This window comes from Flavobacterium faecale (assembly GCF_003076455.1).
Taxonomy (GTDB): Bacteria; Bacteroidota; Bacteroidia; order Flavobacteriales; family Flavobacteriaceae; genus Flavobacterium; species Flavobacterium faecale.
This window is the reverse complement of the sequence record NZ_CP020918.1, coordinates 245,656-265,051: the sequence shown is the minus strand read 5'-3', so window position 1 is coordinate 265,051 and position 19,396 is coordinate 245,656. Positions and strand designations below refer to the sequence as shown.

Here is a 19,396-nt window from a genome sequence, read left to right as displayed (position 1 = left end):
ATTAAGTAATTTTATATTTGTAATCCCAAATCTATAGTCTAATTTAATCAAATTCAATGCGTTATAAAATTTTTACTAGTCTGTTGCTTGTTCTTTGTTGTTCCCTCTTTATGAATTTGTCCTACACAAAATCAAAAGAAGTTAAAGTTCAAAAGCAAGTTGTTTTTAAGCCGGTTGCGGCGGTAGTTCCACAAACGGAAGAAGAGAGAGTGTATGAAAACTTGAATTCTAACGATTTTGAACTTCCTAATTTCAAAATTTTTACTCAAGCTTTAAAGGGGTTTTACCTTTTGAAAGAGAAGGGTAAGATTCAGAAAAACATCCTAACCTTAATTGATTTTAGTCTTTCGTCCAACAAAGAGCGCCTTTGGGTAATCGATTTGGATACAAACACTATTATGTTTAATTCTTTGGTTGCACATGGTCGAAATTCCGGTGATGAGTATGCTGCAGAATTTTCAAATAGACCAGAATCTTTCATGAGTAGTTTAGGTTTTTATTCTACTGCCGAAATTTATAATGGTAAACACGGAATGTCATTGCGATTGGATGGCCTTGAGAAAGGACTAAATGATAACGCTAGAGAACGCGCCGTAGTTATTCATGGAGCTGATTATGTTTCGAATAATTTCATTAAAAACAATCGACGATTAGGAAGAAGCTTAGGATGTCCTGCTATTCCTGTTGCTTTGTGCAATAAGATTATTCAAATGATCAAAGATAAATCATGTCTTTTTATATATCATCCTAGTAACAGTGATGAGATTATGTCTCATTTGGTATCGTAATGCTTCTTTTTTAAGTTGAGGTAACGAGATAATAACTGTTTTGTGTTGATTTTTGCCAGGCTTCTTGAGATAAGTAAAAAAAAGTTTTCTGCTAACTTTTTAGTTTTAAAAAGGTTATAAGAAATTGTTATTTTTTTTGATAAAAAGTTTCCAAAAAATTTGTTTCAAACAGAACTTTATCTCTATATTTGCACCACCAATGCGAAAGTAGCTCAGTTGGTAGAGCTCCAGCCTTCCAAGCTGGTTGTCGCGAGTTCGAGCCTCGTCTTTCGCTCTCAAAGCAAATTCATTAATTGCTTTTAAAATATGTTTAATGCGAAAGTAGCTCAGTTGGTAGAGCTCCAGCCTTCCAAGCTGGTTGTCGCGAGTTCGAGCCTCGTCTTTCGCTCTTCAAAAAACCGAAACAATTTTGTTTCGGTTTTTTTATTTTAGGTCAGTTAGGTCTGTTCCTGTTGCTAGTTCTTTTGGTTTTTCTCCTTTTTTAAATAGACGTGCCGATAAAGCACCTCTTAAAGTAGTTTTGTAATTGCGAACTTCTAGCCAACTTCCTTCACGTAATCCTAAAACTGGGATGCTGTTAAATTCATGAAATTCATTTATTCTAGTTTCTCTAGTTTCCCCCATGTGCTTCGAGCTTGGATCGGGATCAAGATAATGCGCATTAATGTTAAACGGAATCACACCTAAGGTTTTAAAACTTGGCGGGTAAACAATAGGCATGTCATTGGTGTTTTGCATGCTTAAACCGCAAATGTTACTGCCTGCGCTCGTGCCAAGATAAGGGGTGCCCGATTTTAAAACTTCAGTCAAAGTTGTCATAATTGTATGACTGTATAATTGTGAAACTAATAAAAAAGTGTTGCCTCCCCCCGTAAAAATACCTTCCGCATTTTTTATTGCTTCAATAGGGTTGTCAAATTCATGAAGACCTTTGATTTCTTTATCTATTTTTTTGAATGATTTAGCAACGTAGTCGGTATATTCTTGGTGCGAAATCCCGCCTGGACGTGCATACGGGATAAAAAGGATTGTTTTACATTTTTCGAAATGTAGGCGTAACGCTGGTAATAAATAATCGAGATATGATTCTCCATGCACAGTTGAGGTGCTGGCAATAAGTAAGTTTTTCATGCTGTTTTTAGCCTAAAGATACTAAAACAGATGGATGTTTAGGGAGGGCTATGTCATTATTATTAACATATTTTTACCAAGCTGTTGTGAAATCTTGTGAAGCCTATTAGATACTTTTACCCCATATCCCCCATATATGAAGGTTGTTTCTTTTATTTTCTTTTTCGTTTTTTCAGTTTCTTTTGGTCAACAGTTGCCTGCTACTTTTGTGAGCGGAAAGGTGAGTAGTACTATGGATAATTTAGAAAGTGTTTATGTTATCAATCTAAAGACCGAAAAAATGGTTCAAACAGACAGTAAGGGTGATTTTACTATTGCTGCAGTCAAGGGAGACAGTCTTGTTTTTTCGATGTTTCAGTACACGAGATTAACTATTGGGGTAAAGGCAGAGAATATTGAAGGCTTGAAAATGGTTGTGAATATGTTTCCGCTTATGAATTATCTTGACGAGGTTATAATCGGGAAGTACAGCCATATAAATGCGGTTAATTTAGGTATAATTCCTGAAGGGCAACGCTCGTATACAGCAGCTGAGCGCAAGTTGAAGCAGGCTGGAAGTTTTAGTGGGTCTGGTGGAGCATCAGTGGGATTGGATCCGTTGCTTAATATGTTTTCTGGTCGAACGGCGATGCTCAAAAAGGAACTCGTGGTAGAGAAAAAAGAAAAATTCATGCTACAGTTAGAGTATATGTTTGACGAAGATCACTTTACCAATAAATTAAAAATTCCGTCAATTTATGTTAGAGGTTTTATGTATTATGCTGTAGAAAACCCTAAATTTACGCGTGTTCTTGAAACCAAAAACAAAGTAAGTATTGAATTTCTTCTTTCTGAGCTTGCAGAAATGTATAAAGAAGGTATCACAGTAGATGGGAAATAATTTGATTTATCCCTATTTTCTTTTGTTCTTGTTCTGAGAACTATTTGTTAATGACTAATTAAAAAAATATATAGATGAAATTTAAAATTACAATCCTATCTCTCGCACTTTTATGTGGTCACTTTTTGTTTGCTCAAAGTCCGACGGATAAGTTAATAAAAGGTCAGGTAAGAAATCAATTAATTCCCGTAGAAGATGTAATTGTCTTTAATACCAAACATCATACAGGTGCGGCTGTAAATGCTTACGGATCGTTTGAGATACTAGCTTCAGTAAATGATACTTTGGTATTTTCTAGTCTTGTTTTTAAGTCCAAAAGAATGATTTTGAAAGAGGAAGATTTTATTGGGTCAAAAATTGTTGTGCCATTAGAGATCTTTACCAATGAGTTGGCTGAGATTGTTATTTTGGCTAAAAAAGAAGTGAATCCGGTTTCGAGTAGCACACAAAAATATGTCGATATGAGGTTTTTTGATGATCCACTTTCATCGCCAAAAAATACTTCTATGCCGTCAGATCAAACCATCGATAAAGGGATGGATTTTGTTAGGATTTACAAAGATGTAGTCAAAACCATGCGTAAAGATGTTCCTGGTAAAAAAGATTTTTACAAAGACACAACCTTTGCAGATTACGTAATTTCGCATGTAAATTATAGTTTTTTATCGAATACTTTGGCCTTGCATGACGATCAAATAAAACTGTTTTTGGTCTATTGTGAAAATGATTCAAAATCAAGAACGTTCATGAATCCTTCTTCAGAGTTTCAATTGCTTGATTTTTTAACTACCAAGAATAAAGAGTTTAAGAACATTAGTTCAAGTGGTAAATGAGAAAATTAAAACTATCTCTTTTATTTTCGATACTAATTATTGCTATGTCAAGTTTTGGTTTGCATAAATTCTATATGGGAATTTATCAAATTAACTATGCTCCAGAAAAAAAGATGCTTCAAATCACTACTAGGATTTTTGTAGATGATTTGAATAAAGCTTTAGAAAATAAATATAAAAAAGTAACACATATAGGTACCACCAAAGAAACGCAAGAAGACCTTGCTTTAATGCAAAAGTACCTGTCCGAAAAATTTAGACTTAAGATAAATGGCAAATTCATGCCAATGCAGTACTTAAGCAAAGAGATGGAAAGCGATGTGTTGATTTGCTACTTAAATATTAAGGGTATTTCGAAAATAAAAACTTTAGAAACATACAATGCTGTATTGACCGATTGGGACGCTGAACAACAAAACATTGCACATTTCACAGGTTTTGGAGCCAAACAAAGCTTTCTCTTTACAGAATCCGTAACGAATCATGTGTTAAAGTTCTAATTGGTAGCGGCTCTTTTGCCGAAATGTATTATTTTCACGCATTCAAATAACTTGAATTCGAATGATGAAGAAAATTACACTCTTATTTCTTTTTCCGGTGTTACTTATGGCACAAGAAAAAGCGGCTACCGTAGCTCCCAAGCAAGTAGGGAAATATGATACCAACAAGTTCAGACAGATGTATGATTTGTTGGCTACGCCAAATATGTTTCGTACGGCCTCTGGTACGCCAGGACCAGCTTATTACCAACAACAAGCTGATTATAAAATCGATGTAGAGTTGGATGATAAGAATGCAAAACTTATGGGTTCTGAGACGATTACTTACACCAATAATTCTCCCGATACATTAGAATATTTGTGGATTCAATTAGACCAAAATCAAGCAGCTAAAACGTCTGAAACTCCTTTAGCTGAAAATGATGGTATAGATCAAACTTTTCCAGCTAGTACATTTACCAATAAATTTTTAAAGAAGGATTTAGAACGTGGTTTTAATATTGAATATGTAAAGGACACAAAAGGTGCGCCTTTGTCTTATACAATCAATCATACCATGATGCGTATCAATTTGGCTTCGCCTATGAAGCCTGGAGCTACGATGTCTTTCTCGATTAAATGGTGGTATAACATCAATAACTATCAGTTAGAAGGTGGTCGTTCAGGTTATGAGTTATTCGAAAAAGAAGGAAACAGGTTATATGTTATAGCACAGTTTTATCCAAGAATGGCCGTTTACAATGACGTTGAAGGATGGCAGAATATGCAATTTTGGGGTAGTGGTGAGTTTGCATTGCCTTTTGGTAATTTTGACGTGAATATCACCGTTCCAGCAGACCATGTTATGGAAGCTACTGGAGAACTAACCAACAGGAGTGAGGTCTTCACGCCTGCACAAGTGAAAAGATATGAGCTGGCTCAAAAAACATTTGATAAGCCTGTCGTTATTGTAACACAAGCAGAAGCTGAGGAAGCAGAAAAGGGTTTTTCGAACAAGAAAAAAACTTGGAAATTCAGTGCCAAAAATGTTAGGGATTTCGGAATCTCAACTTCTAGAAAATTTATATACGATGCAATGGCGGTTAAGCTAAATGACAAAGTGGTCATGGCAGCTTCTGTATACCCAAAAGAGGCAAACCCGTTATGGGGAGAAACATCAACTATGATGGTTGCCCATACGCTAAAAAGTTATTCATCACACACTTTTGATTATCCATATCCAAAAGCGGTTTCAGTTTCGGCTGCAGACCAAGGAATGGAGTATCCTATGATTTGCTGGAACTTCGGTCGTCCTGACGAAAATGGAGTAACTAGTGAACAAGTTAAAAACGGAATGATAGGAGTAGTAATTCACGAAGTGGGACACAACTTTTTTCCAATGATTGTCAATTCAGATGAGCGTCAATGGACTTGGATGGATGAAGGTTTGAATTCGTTCATGGAGTTCATGGCCGAAGAGGAGCTAGGAACAAACTTTCCGTCAAGAAGAGGTCCTGCCAAAAATATCGTACCTTATATGAGTGGTGATCAAAAATATTTGGAACCAATTATGTCTAATTCAGAATCGATCATACAATTTGGAAACAATGCTTACGGAAAACCGGCTACGGGTCTTAATATTTTGAGAGAAACTATCATGGGTCGTGAGCTGTTTGATTATGCTTTCAAAGTGTATGCCAACCGTTGGAAATTTAAACATCCAACGCCTGAAGATTTCTTCAGAACCATGGAAGACGCTTCGGCAGTAGATTTGGATTGGTTTTTTAGAGGATGGTTTTATTCTACAGATTTTGTAGATATCGGGATTAGCAAAGTCAAACAATATTATGTAACCGAAACTCCTACGGCAGCTTTGAAAAATGCTAAAGTTAGAAAAGGACGTTTTGGATTGGATCCAGGACCTTTTGTTTATTTAGTAGAAGGAGATAATGCAGAGCTAGGTGCCAAAGATAAAAAAGCATTGCAAATCGAAGAGGTTAAATTACTGTCAGATTATGTAAGTACCCTTACTGCTGAAGAAAAAGGAAGTTTGAAATCTCCTAAATATTTTTACGAAGTAGAGTTCAATAAGCCAGGAGGTATGATTATGCCAATACTTGTTCAACTTACCTTCGAAGATGGATCGGTTGAGGACTTTAAGTATCCAGCTCAAATTTGGAGAAAGAATAATGAAACAGCCAGAAAAGTATACGCTACCGAAAAGGCTATTAAAAAAATACAAATTGATCCCAAGTTAGAAACAGCAGATATTGATGTAACCAATAATGCATGGCCCAAAGAAGCCGCTACCTCTAAGTTTGATTAGAAAGATTAAAAAGAAAAGAAAGACTCGATAAGAGTCTTTTTTTTTATGATTAATTTAAAAGACGAGGTTTTAAAATTTAATATCTTTGCAGCAACAAAAAAAACAAAATTATGTTTGGTATAGGAGGAGGCGAGTTGGTTTTTATAATGTTTATTGTTTTAATGCTATTTGGTGCCGACAAAGTGCCAGAGATTGCACGTACTTTGGGTAAGACCATCGCGCAAGTAAAAAATGCTACCAACGATATTAAGAGTGAAATACATAAAGGTATCGAAGAAAACGGATTGGATGCCAAATCACTAACCGATATGTCTGGCGGCTTAAGTAATAAAATCAATAAAACAGCCGAGGATCTCCTAGGCGATACCGTGACCCACGCCAACAAGATAAAAGAAGATATCGAAGAAATCTCAGGGCCAGTAAAACGTAACATGTAATGATCGAAAAAGTACTGTCGCTAGACACACAATTGCTCATATATCTCAACGGGTTAGGATCATCTACATTTGACGCATTATGGCTTGCAATCACCAAACAAACCAATTGGACGCCCTTTTTTTTGGTGCTACTCTATTTTATTTACAAAAAAATAGGAGGGAAGCAAACACTATTTGTTTTACTTTTTGTGGCGATACTTATTGCTATTACAGACCAAGCTACCAATGCGTTTAAATATACCTTTGAGCGTTTGCGTCCTTGCAGTAATCCCGAAATCAATACCATCATTCGAGTAGTAAAATCAAGTGCCTCTTTTAGTTTTTTCTCAGGGCACGCGGCGAACAGTATGGCTGTTTGTGTTTTTATTTATCAGTTGTTAAAGCCCTATTACAAGCATTTGAATTTACTATTTCTATGGCCATTAATATTTGCTTACAGCCGTATTTATTTAGGGTTGCATTATCCACTTGATATATGCTGCGGTTACCTATTCGGCATAACCTCAGGCTATTTTGTGTTCAGTGGATACAAACTAGCACAAGCCAAATATTTTCCGGTTTCATAATTATTAGAAGCTATTTCCAGCACTACATTACAATCTTACACGCCAAAATGGTTTTTTCTAAGCTACAAAAGGAGCTTCCGTTGGTCGCTCTTTTCTAGCAAGAAAAAAATCCATTTTGGCGTGCAAGGATTTTCATTTCGATCTGGGCTATGCCTTCTATTTCGATAAAAATAATTAGAATCTTAATTCTTATAGTTTAGTGGTGCAAATGTTAGAGCACACGACTTACCGTGAGTCCATCTCGTATAGGTAGTAAGACCGTTTCTACCCTTGGGTCATCTCGCAATAATTTGTTGTATTCGATCAATATTTTTGTGCTAACATCATTGGGGTGTACTTCTTCAACCACTTTACCACTCCACAAAACATTGTCAGACAGGATGATGCCGCCTTTATTCATCTTTGGAACAATCATTTCAAAATAATTGATGTAATTTTCTTTATCCGCATCAATAAAAACCAAATCAAATTTCGCCTCCAAATTAGGGATAATAGTCGTTGCTTCACCAAGATGCTGCGTTATTTGTGATCCCCAAGGCGATAAGTCAAAATGTTTACGCTGAAAATCAACCAATTCTTCCTTAATATCAATTGTGTGTAGGCTTCCGTTTTCTTGCATACCCTCACACAAGCACAAGGCCGAGTAGCCCGTATATGTACCAATCTCCAAAATAGTCATTGGGCGAATCAATTTTGACAACATACTCAAAACCCTACCTTGAAAGTGTCCGCTTAGCATTCTAGGCAATAATATTTTTTGATAAGTTTCTTTGTTCAAAGCCGCAAGTAGGGCAGGTTCTTTTTCAGAATGTTGCTCGATGTAGTCTTCTAAATCTTGTGAAAGGAAGTGCATTTTTTAATTTTTTGTAAAGTTATTAAATTATCAAAACAACAAATCAATTAATAGTCCTTAAATTTGCAGCATGCAATTAGAGAAAAAAGACATACGAGCATTAAGTAAAGACCAATTAAGAGATTTTTTTGTAGCCAATGGCGACAAGTCTTTTCGTGGTAATCAAGTATATGAATGGTTGTGGAGTAAAGGTGCACACAGCTTTGATGATATGACCAACCTCGCAAAGGAGGCCAGAACGATGCTGGAAACTCATTTTGTGATTAATCATATCAAAGTAGATACAATGCAAAGATCTGAGGATGGTACAGTGAAAAACGCAGTACGTTTGCATGATGGTCTTGTGGTAGAGTCCGTTTTGATTCCTACACAAACACGTACTACGGCATGTGTGTCCAGCCAAGTAGGTTGTAGTTTGGATTGTAACTTTTGTGCGACTGCACGTTTGAAGAGAATGCGTAATTTGGAACCAGGTGAAATTTATGACCAGGTTATTGCTATTGATAAAGAAAGTAAATTGTATTACAACCATCCGCTTTCTAATATTGTTTTCATGGGTATGGGTGAGCCATTGATGAACTACAATAATGTGATGAAGGCAATCGAAATGATTACGTCTGAAGAGGGTTTAGGTATGTCGCCGAAACGTATTATGGTGTCCACTTCTGGAGTTCCTAAGATGATTAAGAAATTAGCCGATGATGATGTGAAATTCAAACTAGCAGTTTCATTGCACTCTGCCATTGATGAAGTTCGTGCTCGAATCATGCCTTTTAGTGCTAATTTTCCTTTAGCCGATTTAAGAGAGTCATTAGAATATTGGTATAGAAAAACCAAGTCAAAAATATCATACGAGTATGTAGTTTGGAAAGGTATAAACGACAATAAAGAAGCAGTCGACGCCTTGGTTAAATTTTGTAAATACGTTCCATGCAAAGTTAATTTGATCGAATACAACCCAATTGATGATGGCGAGTTTCAACAAGCCTCTGAAGAAGCTACTAATGCATACATAAAAGCCTTGGAAGCAAGCGGAATTGTAGTTAAAGTGCGTAGGAGTAGAGGTAAAGATATCGATGCAGCTTGTGGACAATTAGCTAATAAAGAAGCTTAAGTTTATTTAAAAAATCAAAAGGGTTTGACAATTGTGTCAAACCCTTTTGATTTTATGCTACCTTTTCTTCACTTTCAAGTATTCTAATTCTTACCTAGCAATTATTTTCTGTTATGAAGTACTAAAAGCGGTTTTAAGGCTAATTGTTTTTCCTAAATAATGTAACTTTGACACCGAAATGAATGTTACCTCACAAATAAAACAACCCATCTTTGACGAAATGGAACTTTTTGAAAAAAAGTTTCGTGATGCTATGACTTCGCAAGTAGCCTTGCTAAATCGTATCACCTATTATATTGTTAATAGAAAGGGGAAACAAATGCGACCAATGTTTGTTTTTTTGTGTGCCAAAATGGTGGCAGACGGTCAAGTAAATGAGCGCACCTACCGTGGCGCTTCTGTGATTGAATTAATACATACGGCCACACTTGTACATGATGATGTAGTGGATGATAGCAATCGACGCCGAGGTTTTTTCTCCATAAACGCACTTTGGAAAAATAAAATTGCCGTATTAGTCGGTGATTATTTATTATCGAAAGGGCTGCTGTTGTCTATAGATAATGAGGATTTTGATTTACTCAAAATTATATCAGTTGCAGTACGGGAAATGAGTGAGGGAGAATTGCTTCAAATCGAAAAAGCAAGACGTCTTGATATTACCGAAGATATCTATTATGAAATTATTCGAAAAAAAACAGCAACACTTATAGCTGCTTGTTGTGCTCTTGGTGCGAAATCTGTGATTGATGATGAAGTTCAGGTAGAGAATATTCGAAAATTTGGTGAGCTAATTGGTATGGCATTTCAAATCAAAGACGATTTGTTTGATTACTCTGAAGAAGCCATCGGTAAACCAACCGGAATCGATATCAAAGAACAAAAAATGACATTGCCTTTGATTCATGTTCTTAATACATGTACAGTCAAAGAAAAGTCATGGTTAATCAATTCGATAAAAAATCACAACAAAGACAAGAAGCGTGTGAAAGAAGTAATTGCTTTTGTCAAAAATAACCGCGGCTTACTTTATGCCGAAGAAAAAATGGTTTCTTTCCAACAAGAAGCTTTACATATCCTTGATAATTATCCCAAGTCTGAATTTAAAGACGCACTTATTTTGATGGTTAATTATGTTATCGAAAGAAAGAAGTAGTCCTTTTTTTGGCTTTTTACATCAATCGGATTCCAATTATTAAAATTTTTTATATTTAATTGCACCATCATGCAACCTTTTTGCATTGACATTCGTCTATAGTTATAGAACCCTTTTACAATAACTTTGAAAGTAATCAACTTAAATCAGGAGGAAAAAGAAATGATTCAGCTAGCTGTCGATCACAATCGTCATGCACAGCAAAAAATCTATACACGATTTTCTCCAAAAATGTTAAGCATCTGTCGTTTGTATGTCAAAGATATACAACAAGCCGAAGATGTTATGATTACATCTTTTATGAAGGTCTTCTCAAGTTTGAAAAATTTTCAACACAACGGAAGCTTTGAAGGATGGATTAGGCGCATTATGGTAAACGAATGTATTTCTTTTTTACGGGTACACAAAAAGGTACATTTCTTAGAAGATACTTTTGTTACAGAAGAAAATACAGTTGATAATGAGTGTGAGTTAGCAGTGGACGATCTTCAGTTATTGATTGATAATTTACCTGACGGTTACAAATTGATTTTCAATCTCTATGCGATTGAGGGATTCAAACACAAAGAAATTGCGGTGATGCTGGGGATAAATGAGGGAACGTCAAAGTCACAATTGTCACATGCGAGAAAGATTTTGCAACAGCAAATTAAGGCAACTAAAAAGTACGATTATGGAAGTAAATAAATTCGATAAGAATATCAAAGAAAGAATAGAGGCAAGAATGATTGTGCCTTCTACGGATGCTTGGGAGAAATTAGAAGCGATGTTACCAGTTGCTCAAAAACCAAAACGCAGATTAACATGGTGGTATGTTGCCGCTAGTTTTGTGGGTGTGGCGTTGGTTAGTTCTGTATTTTTCAATCAAATAGCACCAATTGAGGTTGCTGTAGGTGATTCGATAGTAGTAGAACAAGATGTGGTATATCATGTTACAGATGTTGTAAGTGATCCTAAGGATGAAACGGAGATGGTGAAAAAACAGCATACGACTGTTGCAAGTACAAACAACTTGATTAAAATCGACAAACGCTCAAGCCAATCTCAGATAAAGAAAAATGATATAGTTGCTAATGCGATTATAGAAAGTGTGCCGAAGGTTATTGCTCTAGATACAAAACCAAGTACTGCAAGTAGTCGCAAAAGCTACATTAGCGGCGAAAAGCTCTTAGCGGAGGTTCTTGATTTAAATTCAAATGATTATAACGTAGAGAAGCCTTATGAAATTGGTAAAACTGGAATAACTACAGATCCCAATACGCTGCTATCTACTGTTGAAGTGGAACTAAATCAATCATTTAAAGAATCTACTCTACAGAAAGTAAATAAGAAGATAAATGTGGTTCGAACAGCTTTTGTAAATAGAAATTATCAAGAATAAGTACATAATTCATCACCATTTAATAAATTAATTTTATGAAAAAGAATGTTTTAATTATAGCGATTTTAATGCTGAGTTTTGTAGTGCAATTAAGTGCTCAAGAGTCGGATACGATAAAAGAAAAGGTTGAATGGTTTCATGCGGGATCTAAACCAACTAGTTATGAAATGGGATCAGTTGCTAATGCTACATCGACCGTTTCAAATGTTTTACAAATAAAATCTATTGATAATAAAATAGAGGGATTTGGAACGATGATGAAAACAGTTAAAGCCAATACGTATTTGGGTAAAATGGTTAAGATGTCGGCGTATGTAAAGAGTACTAATGTAAAATCTTGGGCAGGTTTGTGGATGCGTGTCGATTATTACAAAGAAGCTGTTCTCGCTTTTGACAATATGCGTGATCGACCTATTAGAAAAACAACGGACTGGACAAAGTATGAAGTAATTTTATTTGTTCCCAATGAAGCTACATCTATCTCATACGGTCTTTTACTTGACAGCACTGGTCAAATTATGTTCAAGGATGTGACGCTCGAGATTATAGCGGAAACTGCCGTAGAAACAGGATCAATTAAAGGGAAAGTCATCAAGAAAATATCCTTCGAAAAGAGAGCAAGGGCAATTGGAAGTGAAATTAAAAAAATTACTGATAAGGAAAAATTAGCACTAAAAACAGCTGTTGATTCACTAGATAAAGAAGTTGAAAACGGCCACATGACAGCTGCTGTGGCAAAGGAAGTGAAACTTACGAAAGCAACGGAGCATGCAAATACTATTGATAAAAAAGTAGCGATTGAAGAAGCTAAATTAAATCAGTTGGTCAAAGATCAAGTTGAAGGGAAAGTAGAGAAAGAAAAAAAATCCTCAGGCATAATACTAACCACTGGAGATAGTAACTTATCAATAGACGAGGATAGGACCGAAATTAATTTAACCTCATTTAAAGTTTATAATAACCAAGAAGATAAACTGGATCGTCGTTATAAAAGAACCACTTCGCAAATGGTGCTTGCAATGGGATTAAATAATTTAGTTACTGATCAACGTGTTCAAAATGCTGATTTTAAGTATTTGGGTTCTCATTTCTATGAATGGGGCTTAACATTTAATTCAAGGATTTTTAAAGAGGCTAATGTTCTACATGCAAAATACGGTTTGTCCTTAATGTATAACAATTTGAGAGCTACAGATAATAGAGCGTTTGCTGTTGATGGGAATCAAACCAAATTAGAAGTCAATCCGGTGAGTTATGAGGACTCTAGGTTTAGAACTGTTTCATTGGTTGTTCCTTTGCATCTTGAATTTGATTTCTCTAAAGCGAAAGAAATAGATGGGAAACAGTATTTTAAAACTCACGATAGTTTTCGTTTAGGTATCGGAGGATATTTTGGAGCCAATGTGAAATCAAAACAAATAACGACCTACGATGATGACGGATATAAAGCTAGGGAAAGGGTGAAAGGAGATTTCAATGTAAACAATTTTGTATACGGTCTAAGCACGTACATAGGTTACAAAGCTACAAGTTTATACCTGAAATATGATCTAAATCCTTTATTCAAGGATAACATTGTAAAGCAAAATAACCTGTCCCTTGGTGTGCGTTTTGATTTTAATTAGAATATTTTTTGTTTAGTTGGCAAGCCCTTTCAGATATTAAATCTCGAAAGGGTTTTGCTATTTAAAAACTTTGTAACTTTGACTTTTTATAACTTTTATTCCAAAAAAAATTGATTTCAAAAGCTACTGTTGATACCGTTTATGAAACTGCTCGTGTAGAGGAGGTTATTGGTGATTTTGTTCATTTGAAGCGTGCGGGTAGTAACTTCAAAGGGTTGAGTCCGTTCTCAGATGAGCGCTCGCCATCCTTTATGGTTTCTCCTGCAAAAGGAATTTGGAAGGATTTTAGTTCTGGAAAAGGGGGGAATGCTATTGCTTTTATCATGGAGCACGAACATTTTACGTATCCGGAAGCTATTCGATATTTGGCCAAAAAGTACAATATCGAAATCGAAGAAACCGAACAAACGAACGAAGAGAAAGCCAATATGGATGCTCGTGAGAGTATGTATCTAGTATCTGAGTTTGCCAAAAGTTATTTTCACAATACTTTATTGAAGTCTGAAGAAGGTAAAGCCATCGGCTTATCCTATTTCAAGGAACGAGGTTTTACAAGCGAAACTATAGAGAAATTTAGTTTAGGATATTCTCCTGAAACCTGGGATGCATTAACCAAAGAAGCATTAGGGAAAGGGTATAAATTAGAGTTTTTAGAAAGTACAGGTTTGACCATTCCTAGAGAGGATAGACCATTTGACCGATTCAAAGGTCGTGTGATGTTTCCTATTCAGTCTATGTCTGGTCGTACTTTAGGGTTTGGTGGTCGAATTTTAACCAATGACAAAAAAGCGGCTAAATATCTCAATTCACCAGAGAGTGACCTGTACCACAAGAGTAAAGTTTTGTATGGTATTTATCAAGCCAAACAAGCCATTGCCAAGCAAAACAATTGCTATTTGGTTGAAGGATATACAGATGTGATTCAATTCAATCAATCTGGGATAGAAAATGTAGTGGCATCATCAGGTACTGCTTTAACACCAGATCAAATTCGATTGGTAAACAGACTAACAAAAAACATCACAGTACTTTTTGATGGAGATGCTGCGGGTTTACGTGCTTCTGTACGTGGAATCGATTTGATTCTGGAGGAAGGAATGAATGTTAAAGTCTGCACGTTTCCTGATGGAGAAGATCCGGATAGTTTTGCCAGAAAAACATCTTATGATGATTTGGTAGCCTATTTGGAGACAAACGCCAAAGATTTTATCCAGTTCAAAGCCTCGCTTTTGATGGACGAAGCCAAAAATGATCCAATCAAGAAAGCCGATTTGATTCGAGATATGGTAACTAGTATCTCCAAAATTCCAGATCGTATTCAACGTGAGGTTTACATCCAAGAGTGTTCACGCATCATGGATATTTCGGAGCAAGTTTTGGTCAGTACTTTGGCGCAATTAAACCAAAAAGAAGTCGCAGAAGTAGAGAAGAAGTATAAAAAGGAACAAAAGTCTTTTGAGGTAGTCAAAAATGATCACCCTGAAGCTTTAGAAAAAGTAGACATTTTGTACCGCTTAGAGCGCAAGATTATCGAAATTTTACTTTTGTATGGTAATAAAGAAGAGGAATTTGAAGATACTTTTTTTAAAACCAATGAAGAAGGTGATGTCGTAAATGTTGTTGAAAAAAAGAAATTAAAAGTCTTTTATCGAATATATCTAAGTTTGCAAGAAGATGAAGTAGAGTTGGCAAACCCATTATTTAGGGCTGTGTATAATGATTTAATCAATCATTATTTGCAAAATGAAACCTTTAGTCTGGAGCAATATTTGATGCACCTTCCGTCAAATTATGCACAAGAGGTTACAGATATCTTGATGGAAGACGAAAAATTGGTGATGCACGACTGGGAAGGCCAAAACATCTTCCCGAAATCAAAGAATGATACAATAGCTCAAAATGTAACCGAAACTATTTTGACCATGCGTTGGTACTTGGTCGGTAGCATTATAGAGGAATTAAAAAACTCCATATTACCTGATACAGATAATACGGAGTCTATTTCAATGATTATGGATTATAATACCCTAACAACTGCTTTTTCAAAAAAACTAGGTAGGGTAATGTCTCGTTTTAGTTAGACTAAACGATCTCTAATTTTTTAGCTTTTTCAACTAAATCAACTAGATTGGTAACATTTAATTTTGTCAATAATCTCAATTTGTAAGTACTAATTGTTTTTTCGTTCAATCCTAAGATTGTAGCGATTTCGTGGTTCTTTTTACCTCCACTTAAGTAACGCAATACTTCAACCTCACGGTTAGAAAGTTTTCTGTACAAACGTTCGCTTTTACTTTGCTTAGCAATAAGAGCCAAGTTTTTCTTAACGGTTTCGTTCATAATTACTTTTCCTTGGCTTACTTTAATAATAGATTGTCCAAGAGTTTCCAATTTTTCTTTCTTGTGTACATATCCAGATACACCAGCTTTAATAGCATTTGGTGCGTAGATTTGCTCAGAAAGATTACTGAAAATCATAATTTTTGTTTTTGGGAAGTTTTTCAAGATTGATTTAATCTCAAAAATACTTGCAAGACCTTCCAATTCGAGGTCAAGAATTAAGATATCTATCTCTTTTGTAAGAAGAATATCTCTAATCATCAAAAAGCTACCTACATTGGCAGTAATTGAAATTTCTGCATTGTCTTTGAAATACGATTTTACTCCAAAATGCACTACGGGTAAGCTATCAGCTAAACAAACTTTTATCATGGTATTTAATTTTTGTGGTATTTAATTTATATTAATTTTGTAATTGTTTATCAATGAGATGGTTGATTATATTTATAAAGTTAATTAAAAAAATTTGTTATGCAAATTTTTCGGACAAAAAATTATAAATTTTTCACGGAACACACAGGTATTGGGTTCATTTTGTGTTGGTTAGCTTTATTAAGTCTTTGGTAGATAGCATAAACTTCTTTTTCTCTATCGCTGTAATTAGCCGGAGATTCGTTGTTTTCTGCGGCTAACATAGCCCATTCTAGCTCGTCATAGCTTGCGCCCAATTGTTGTTCATCTGTTTTTTCGTCACCAAATAGTCCGTCAGAGGGTTGTGCTTTTAAAATAGAGTCGGGAACAGCAAGGAAAGAGGCCAATTCAAAAACTTCCGATTTCATTAAATCGGCAATTGGACTGATGTCTACACCACCATCTCCGTATTTAGTATAGAATCCTACACCAAAATCTTCGACTTTATTTCCAGTTCCGGCAACAAGTAATCCATGTACTCCTGCATGGTAGTATAAGGTTGTCATGCGCAAACGGGCACGGGTATTCGCTAATGTAAGTTGTAATTTTGCATCATCAAAATCAGCAGGTACTTGACTTTTAAAAGATTCAAATACGGGTGTTAAATCGGTTTCAACACTAGAAACGTTTGGGAAACGATTCTTTAACTGCGTTATATGTTCACGACCGCGGCTTACGTGGTCTTTATGTTGGTGTATTGGCATTTCTACGCACAAAACTTGTAGTCCTGTTTGAGCACACAAAGTAGAAGTCAAGGCGGAGTCAACTCCTCCTGAAATCCCGATTACAAATCCGTTTACTCTCGCTGCAGTTGCATAATTCTTTAACCAGTTGACAATGTGTGTATTTACTTTTTCAACTATAGTGGCATTGTTTTTAGTCATAATTGTTTCAGTTTTAAAAAGCAGGAATATGTATATTTGCAAACAATTGCTAATTAGGTACAAATAGTAGTTTATTCGTGACAAATTTAAATAAAAAAATATGAAATTATATTGTATTCCAATTCTTATCTGTTTCTTTTTCCTTTCTTGCGACAAAAAAAGCAAGATTGAAGGAGAAATTGATGAAATTTCTGTCAATGTAAAAGTCGAACGTTTTGATAAAGCGTTCTTTGAGTCTACTCCAAATGATCTTGAAAAGTTAAAAAAGCAGTATCCTTTGTTTTTTCCAGAAGGAAATGAGGATGCAGTTTGGATTGAAAAGTTGCAAAATCCTTTATGGAAAGAGCTGTTTGTAGAGGTCGAAAAAAAGTATGCTAACTTTGATGTGCAGCAGGAAGAATTTAAACAATTATTTCAACATCTCAAATTTTATTTTCCAGAGACAAAAACGCCAAAGGTGATTACCGTTATAGGAGAGATGGATTACAATAACAAAGTCATCTATGCTGATAGTTTGGTCGTGGTAGCACTAGAATTGTATTTAGGTAAAGAACATCGTTTTTATGAGTTTCCAAAATATATCAAGCAAAATTTTGAACCATCTCAAATCATGCCCGATGCAGTCTCAAGTTTTTTTAGATCGAAAGTGAAGCCTAATACCGAAAAGAGTTTGCTGTCAAAAATGATATATGCAGGAAAAGAATTGTATTTGAAAGACAAATTAATTCCGAATGCTACTGATGCTGATAAAATGGGGTACAGTCCAGAACAATTGAAATGGTGTGAGGATAACGAACAATATATGTGGGAATATTTTATAGAAAAACAACTCCTATATAATGATGATGTAAAATTGGCCGGTCGATTTGTAAATCCAGCTCCGTTTTCTAAATTTTACCTAGAAATAGACAATGAGAGCCCAGGAAGAGTAGGGGCTTGGTTAGGATGGCAAATTGTACGTGCCTATATGGATAACAATGAGAGTAACTTGGCGACTCTTTTTGATTTAAATGCCAAAGAAATATTTGAAAAATCGAAATATAAACCTAAGAAATAATGTCAAATAAAAATAGATCAGAAATAAATTTCCTTGTTGAATTAGACGATAATCGTGTACCCGAAAAATTAATGTGGTCTGCCAAAGACGGTGGGGTTCAGTTAGAAGAAACGAAAGCGATTATGCTTTCCATTTGGGACAGTAAGGTCAAAGAGAGTATGCGTATAGATTTGTGGACAAAAGATATGCCAGTAGACGAAATGAAAATCTTCTTTCACCAAACATTGGTTGCGATGGCTGATACTTTTCACAGAGCCACAGGTGATGAGAAAATGACCGCTACCATGAAAGATTTCTGTGAGTACTTTGCTGAAAAATTAGAATTAAAAGCAGAAGAATAGTTTCTATTACTATATAGGTAGAAATACAACATGCAAAATATGTTGCAATTGCCGTTGCATAGGCATGCATAGCATTGGAAAGCTTTTGTGTGGTTTCAATAAAATAGAGTCATCCCAGTATATATCAACAAGCACAACGAGAGTTGTGCTTTTTTGCGTTTTATAATATTTGTACATTTAAAGGTAAACTTTGTTAGTTGGATCGGTATATGAACGGTTATGTAGCGCTAGAGTTTTGATTAATATCGTAAGTATGTTTGATGTATCTGATTGTTTGAAAGGTATGTTGAAGTATGGTGTTTGTAAAGTACTGATTTGTAACTGCATATTGATTTTTATGACTTAAACAACTATTAAAATTTTAATAATGCCAGATTTTTTTTGATTAGTTTAACACAGCAGAAAACTTTAATGAAGTAATTTGGCTTGAAGAAATGGTAAGGAGAAAGATGTACTTTCAAATTTATCACAACAATTAAATAATTCAAAAAGTATGGAAAAATATGCGCTATTAGGTCGTTTAGAGGCTAAGCCAGGTAAAGAAAATGAAGTAGCTGCTTTTATAAAAAATGCACTACCCATTGCAATTGGAGAACAAGAAACTGTAAAATGGTACGGATGGCAAATTGGACCATCGACTTTTGGAATTTTCGATACATTTGAAAGTGAAGAAGGAAGACAGGCACACCTTGCTGGTCAAATTGCAGCAGAATTAACAAAACATGCGGGTGATTTATTATCTCAAGATCCTGTAATTGAATTTTTGAATTTGCTTGCGGTGAAATAACATTTGT

Annotated in this window: 20 protein-coding genes and 2 tRNA genes; 18 read left to right on the top strand and 4 right to left on the bottom strand. The window is 35.2% G+C overall.

The window, feature by feature from the left end; all coding sequences use genetic code 11:
- The first annotated feature begins 110 nt into the window (after nucleotides 1-110).
- The 3 genes from FFWV33_RS01245 (at nucleotide 111) to FFWV33_RS01235 (ending at nucleotide 1,176) form a co-directional block, all read left to right on the top strand.
- Complete coding sequence (locus tag FFWV33_RS01245) at nucleotides 111-788, top strand: murein L,D-transpeptidase catalytic domain family protein (protein ID WP_245891612.1); 678 nt, start codon at nucleotides 111-113, stop codon at nucleotides 786-788.
- 201 nt (nucleotides 789-989) lie between these two features.
- A tRNA-Gly gene (locus FFWV33_RS01240) sits at nucleotides 990-1,062 on the top strand.
- Nucleotides 1,063-1,103: 41 nt separating this feature from the next.
- Nucleotides 1,104-1,176: transfer RNA gene (locus tag FFWV33_RS01235), tRNA-Gly, on the top strand.
- A gap of 35 nt (nucleotides 1,177-1,211) precedes the next feature.
- On the opposite strand, the gene pepE is transcribed toward FFWV33_RS01235, so the two are convergent.
- Nucleotides 1,212-1,919, bottom strand: coding sequence for a dipeptidase PepE (pepE, locus tag FFWV33_RS01230; RefSeq protein WP_108739210.1), 708 nt, complete (start codon nucleotides 1,917-1,919; stop codon nucleotides 1,212-1,214).
- A 136-nt stretch (nucleotides 1,920-2,055) separates the two neighbouring features.
- Here pepE and FFWV33_RS01225 point away from each other — a divergent pair, with 136 nt between their 5' ends.
- From FFWV33_RS01225 to FFWV33_RS01200, 6 genes are all read left to right on the top strand, one after another.
- A complete protein-coding gene (locus FFWV33_RS01225; RefSeq protein WP_108739209.1) occupies nucleotides 2,056-2,799 on the top strand; it encodes a peptidase associated/transthyretin-like domain-containing protein in 744 nt (247 codons plus the stop codon).
- Nucleotides 2,800-2,873: 74 nt separating this feature from the next.
- Nucleotides 2,874-3,632: a BamP family beta-barrel-assembly machinery protein gene (gene bamP, locus FFWV33_RS01220; protein ID WP_108739208.1), complete on the top strand. Its 759-nt coding sequence runs from the start codon at nucleotides 2,874-2,876 to the stop codon at nucleotides 3,630-3,632.
- Nucleotides 3,629-4,132: a DUF6702 family protein gene (locus FFWV33_RS01215; protein ID WP_108739207.1), complete on the top strand. Its 504-nt coding sequence runs from the start codon at nucleotides 3,629-3,631 to the stop codon at nucleotides 4,130-4,132. Before bamP ends, FFWV33_RS01215 begins: the two co-directional genes overlap by 4 nt.
- A gap of 64 nt (nucleotides 4,133-4,196) precedes the next feature.
- Nucleotides 4,197-6,437 carry a M1 family metallopeptidase gene (locus FFWV33_RS01210; RefSeq protein ID WP_108739206.1) on the top strand — a complete coding sequence of 747 codons (2,241 nt, stop codon included), beginning with the start codon at nucleotides 4,197-4,199 and terminating at the stop codon, nucleotides 6,435-6,437.
- Between the two features lie 110 nt (nucleotides 6,438-6,547).
- Nucleotides 6,548-6,874 (top strand): Sec-independent protein translocase subunit TatA/TatB, encoded by a 327-nt coding sequence (locus tag FFWV33_RS01205; RefSeq protein WP_108739205.1) that lies wholly within the window; start codon nucleotides 6,548-6,550, stop codon nucleotides 6,872-6,874.
- Nucleotides 6,874-7,440 (top strand): phosphatase PAP2 family protein, encoded by a 567-nt coding sequence (locus tag FFWV33_RS01200; protein WP_108739204.1) that lies wholly within the window; start codon nucleotides 6,874-6,876, stop codon nucleotides 7,438-7,440. The genes FFWV33_RS01205 and FFWV33_RS01200 overlap by 1 nt, the downstream gene beginning before the upstream one ends.
- Before the next feature lie 211 nt (nucleotides 7,441-7,651).
- Here the strand turns inward: FFWV33_RS01200 and FFWV33_RS01195 are convergent, their stop codons facing one another.
- Nucleotides 7,652-8,293 (bottom strand): O-methyltransferase, encoded by a 642-nt coding sequence (locus FFWV33_RS01195; protein WP_108739203.1) that lies wholly within the window; start codon nucleotides 8,291-8,293, stop codon nucleotides 7,652-7,654.
- Between the two features lie 70 nt (nucleotides 8,294-8,363).
- On the opposite strand from FFWV33_RS01195, the gene rlmN reads away from it, so the two are divergent.
- The 6 genes from rlmN (at nucleotide 8,364) to dnaG (ending at nucleotide 15,650) form a co-directional block, all read left to right on the top strand.
- On the top strand, nucleotides 8,364-9,407 hold the full coding sequence (gene rlmN, locus FFWV33_RS01190; protein ID WP_108739202.1) for a dual-specificity RNA methyltransferase RlmN: 1,044 nt from the start codon (nucleotides 8,364-8,366) through the stop codon (nucleotides 9,405-9,407).
- A 178-nt stretch (nucleotides 9,408-9,585) separates the two neighbouring features.
- Nucleotides 9,586-10,563 carry a polyprenyl synthetase family protein gene (locus tag FFWV33_RS01185; RefSeq protein ID WP_108739201.1) on the top strand — a complete coding sequence of 326 codons (978 nt, stop codon included), beginning with the start codon at nucleotides 9,586-9,588 and terminating at the stop codon, nucleotides 10,561-10,563.
- A 126-nt stretch (nucleotides 10,564-10,689) separates the two neighbouring features.
- The gene (locus FFWV33_RS01180; RefSeq protein ID WP_108739200.1) at nucleotides 10,690-11,250 is read left to right on the top strand and encodes an RNA polymerase sigma factor; all 561 of its coding nucleotides are present in this window, start codon (nucleotides 10,690-10,692) and stop codon (nucleotides 11,248-11,250) included.
- A complete protein-coding gene (locus FFWV33_RS01175) occupies nucleotides 11,237-11,944 on the top strand; it encodes a hypothetical protein (RefSeq protein ID WP_108739199.1) in 708 nt (235 codons plus the stop codon). The genes FFWV33_RS01180 and FFWV33_RS01175 overlap by 14 nt, the downstream gene beginning before the upstream one ends.
- Nucleotides 11,945-11,979: 35 nt before the next feature.
- A complete protein-coding gene (locus tag FFWV33_RS01170) occupies nucleotides 11,980-13,569 on the top strand; it encodes a porin family protein (protein WP_245891610.1) in 1,590 nt (529 codons plus the stop codon).
- Nucleotides 13,570-13,679: 110 nt separating this feature from the next.
- Nucleotides 13,680-15,650: a DNA primase gene (gene dnaG / locus FFWV33_RS01165; protein ID WP_108739198.1), complete on the top strand. Its 1,971-nt coding sequence runs from the start codon at nucleotides 13,680-13,682 to the stop codon at nucleotides 15,648-15,650.
- A gap of 1 nt (nucleotide 15,651) precedes the next feature.
- Here dnaG and FFWV33_RS01160 read toward each other — a convergent pair whose 3' ends face one another.
- Together FFWV33_RS01160 and nadE are read right to left on the bottom strand one after the other, a co-directional pair.
- Nucleotides 15,652-16,281 (bottom strand): response regulator transcription factor, encoded by a 630-nt coding sequence (locus FFWV33_RS01160; RefSeq protein ID WP_108739197.1) that lies wholly within the window; start codon nucleotides 16,279-16,281, stop codon nucleotides 15,652-15,654.
- Between the two features lie 122 nt (nucleotides 16,282-16,403).
- Complete coding sequence (gene nadE, locus FFWV33_RS01155; protein WP_108739196.1) at nucleotides 16,404-17,204, bottom strand: NAD(+) synthase; 801 nt, start codon at nucleotides 17,202-17,204, stop codon at nucleotides 16,404-16,406.
- Nucleotides 17,205-17,304: 100 nt separating this feature from the next.
- Here nadE and gldB point away from each other — a divergent pair, with 100 nt between their 5' ends.
- The 3 genes from gldB to FFWV33_RS01140 all read left to right on the top strand — a co-directional run bounded on the left by gldB (nucleotide 17,305) and on the right by FFWV33_RS01140 (nucleotide 19,389).
- On the top strand, nucleotides 17,305-18,261 hold the full coding sequence (gene gldB / locus FFWV33_RS01150; protein ID WP_108739195.1) for a gliding motility lipoprotein GldB: 957 nt from the start codon (nucleotides 17,305-17,307) through the stop codon (nucleotides 18,259-18,261).
- The gene (gene gldC, locus FFWV33_RS01145; RefSeq protein WP_108739194.1) at nucleotides 18,261-18,602 is read left to right on the top strand and encodes a gliding motility protein GldC; all 342 of its coding nucleotides are present in this window, start codon (nucleotides 18,261-18,263) and stop codon (nucleotides 18,600-18,602) included. The genes gldB and gldC overlap by 1 nt, the downstream gene beginning before the upstream one ends.
- A 493-nt stretch (nucleotides 18,603-19,095) precedes the next feature.
- Nucleotides 19,096-19,389, top strand: a complete 294-nt coding sequence (locus FFWV33_RS01140) for a putative quinol monooxygenase (RefSeq protein ID WP_108739193.1) — start codon at nucleotides 19,096-19,098, stop codon at nucleotides 19,387-19,389.
- Nucleotides 19,390-19,396 lie beyond the last annotated feature (7 nt).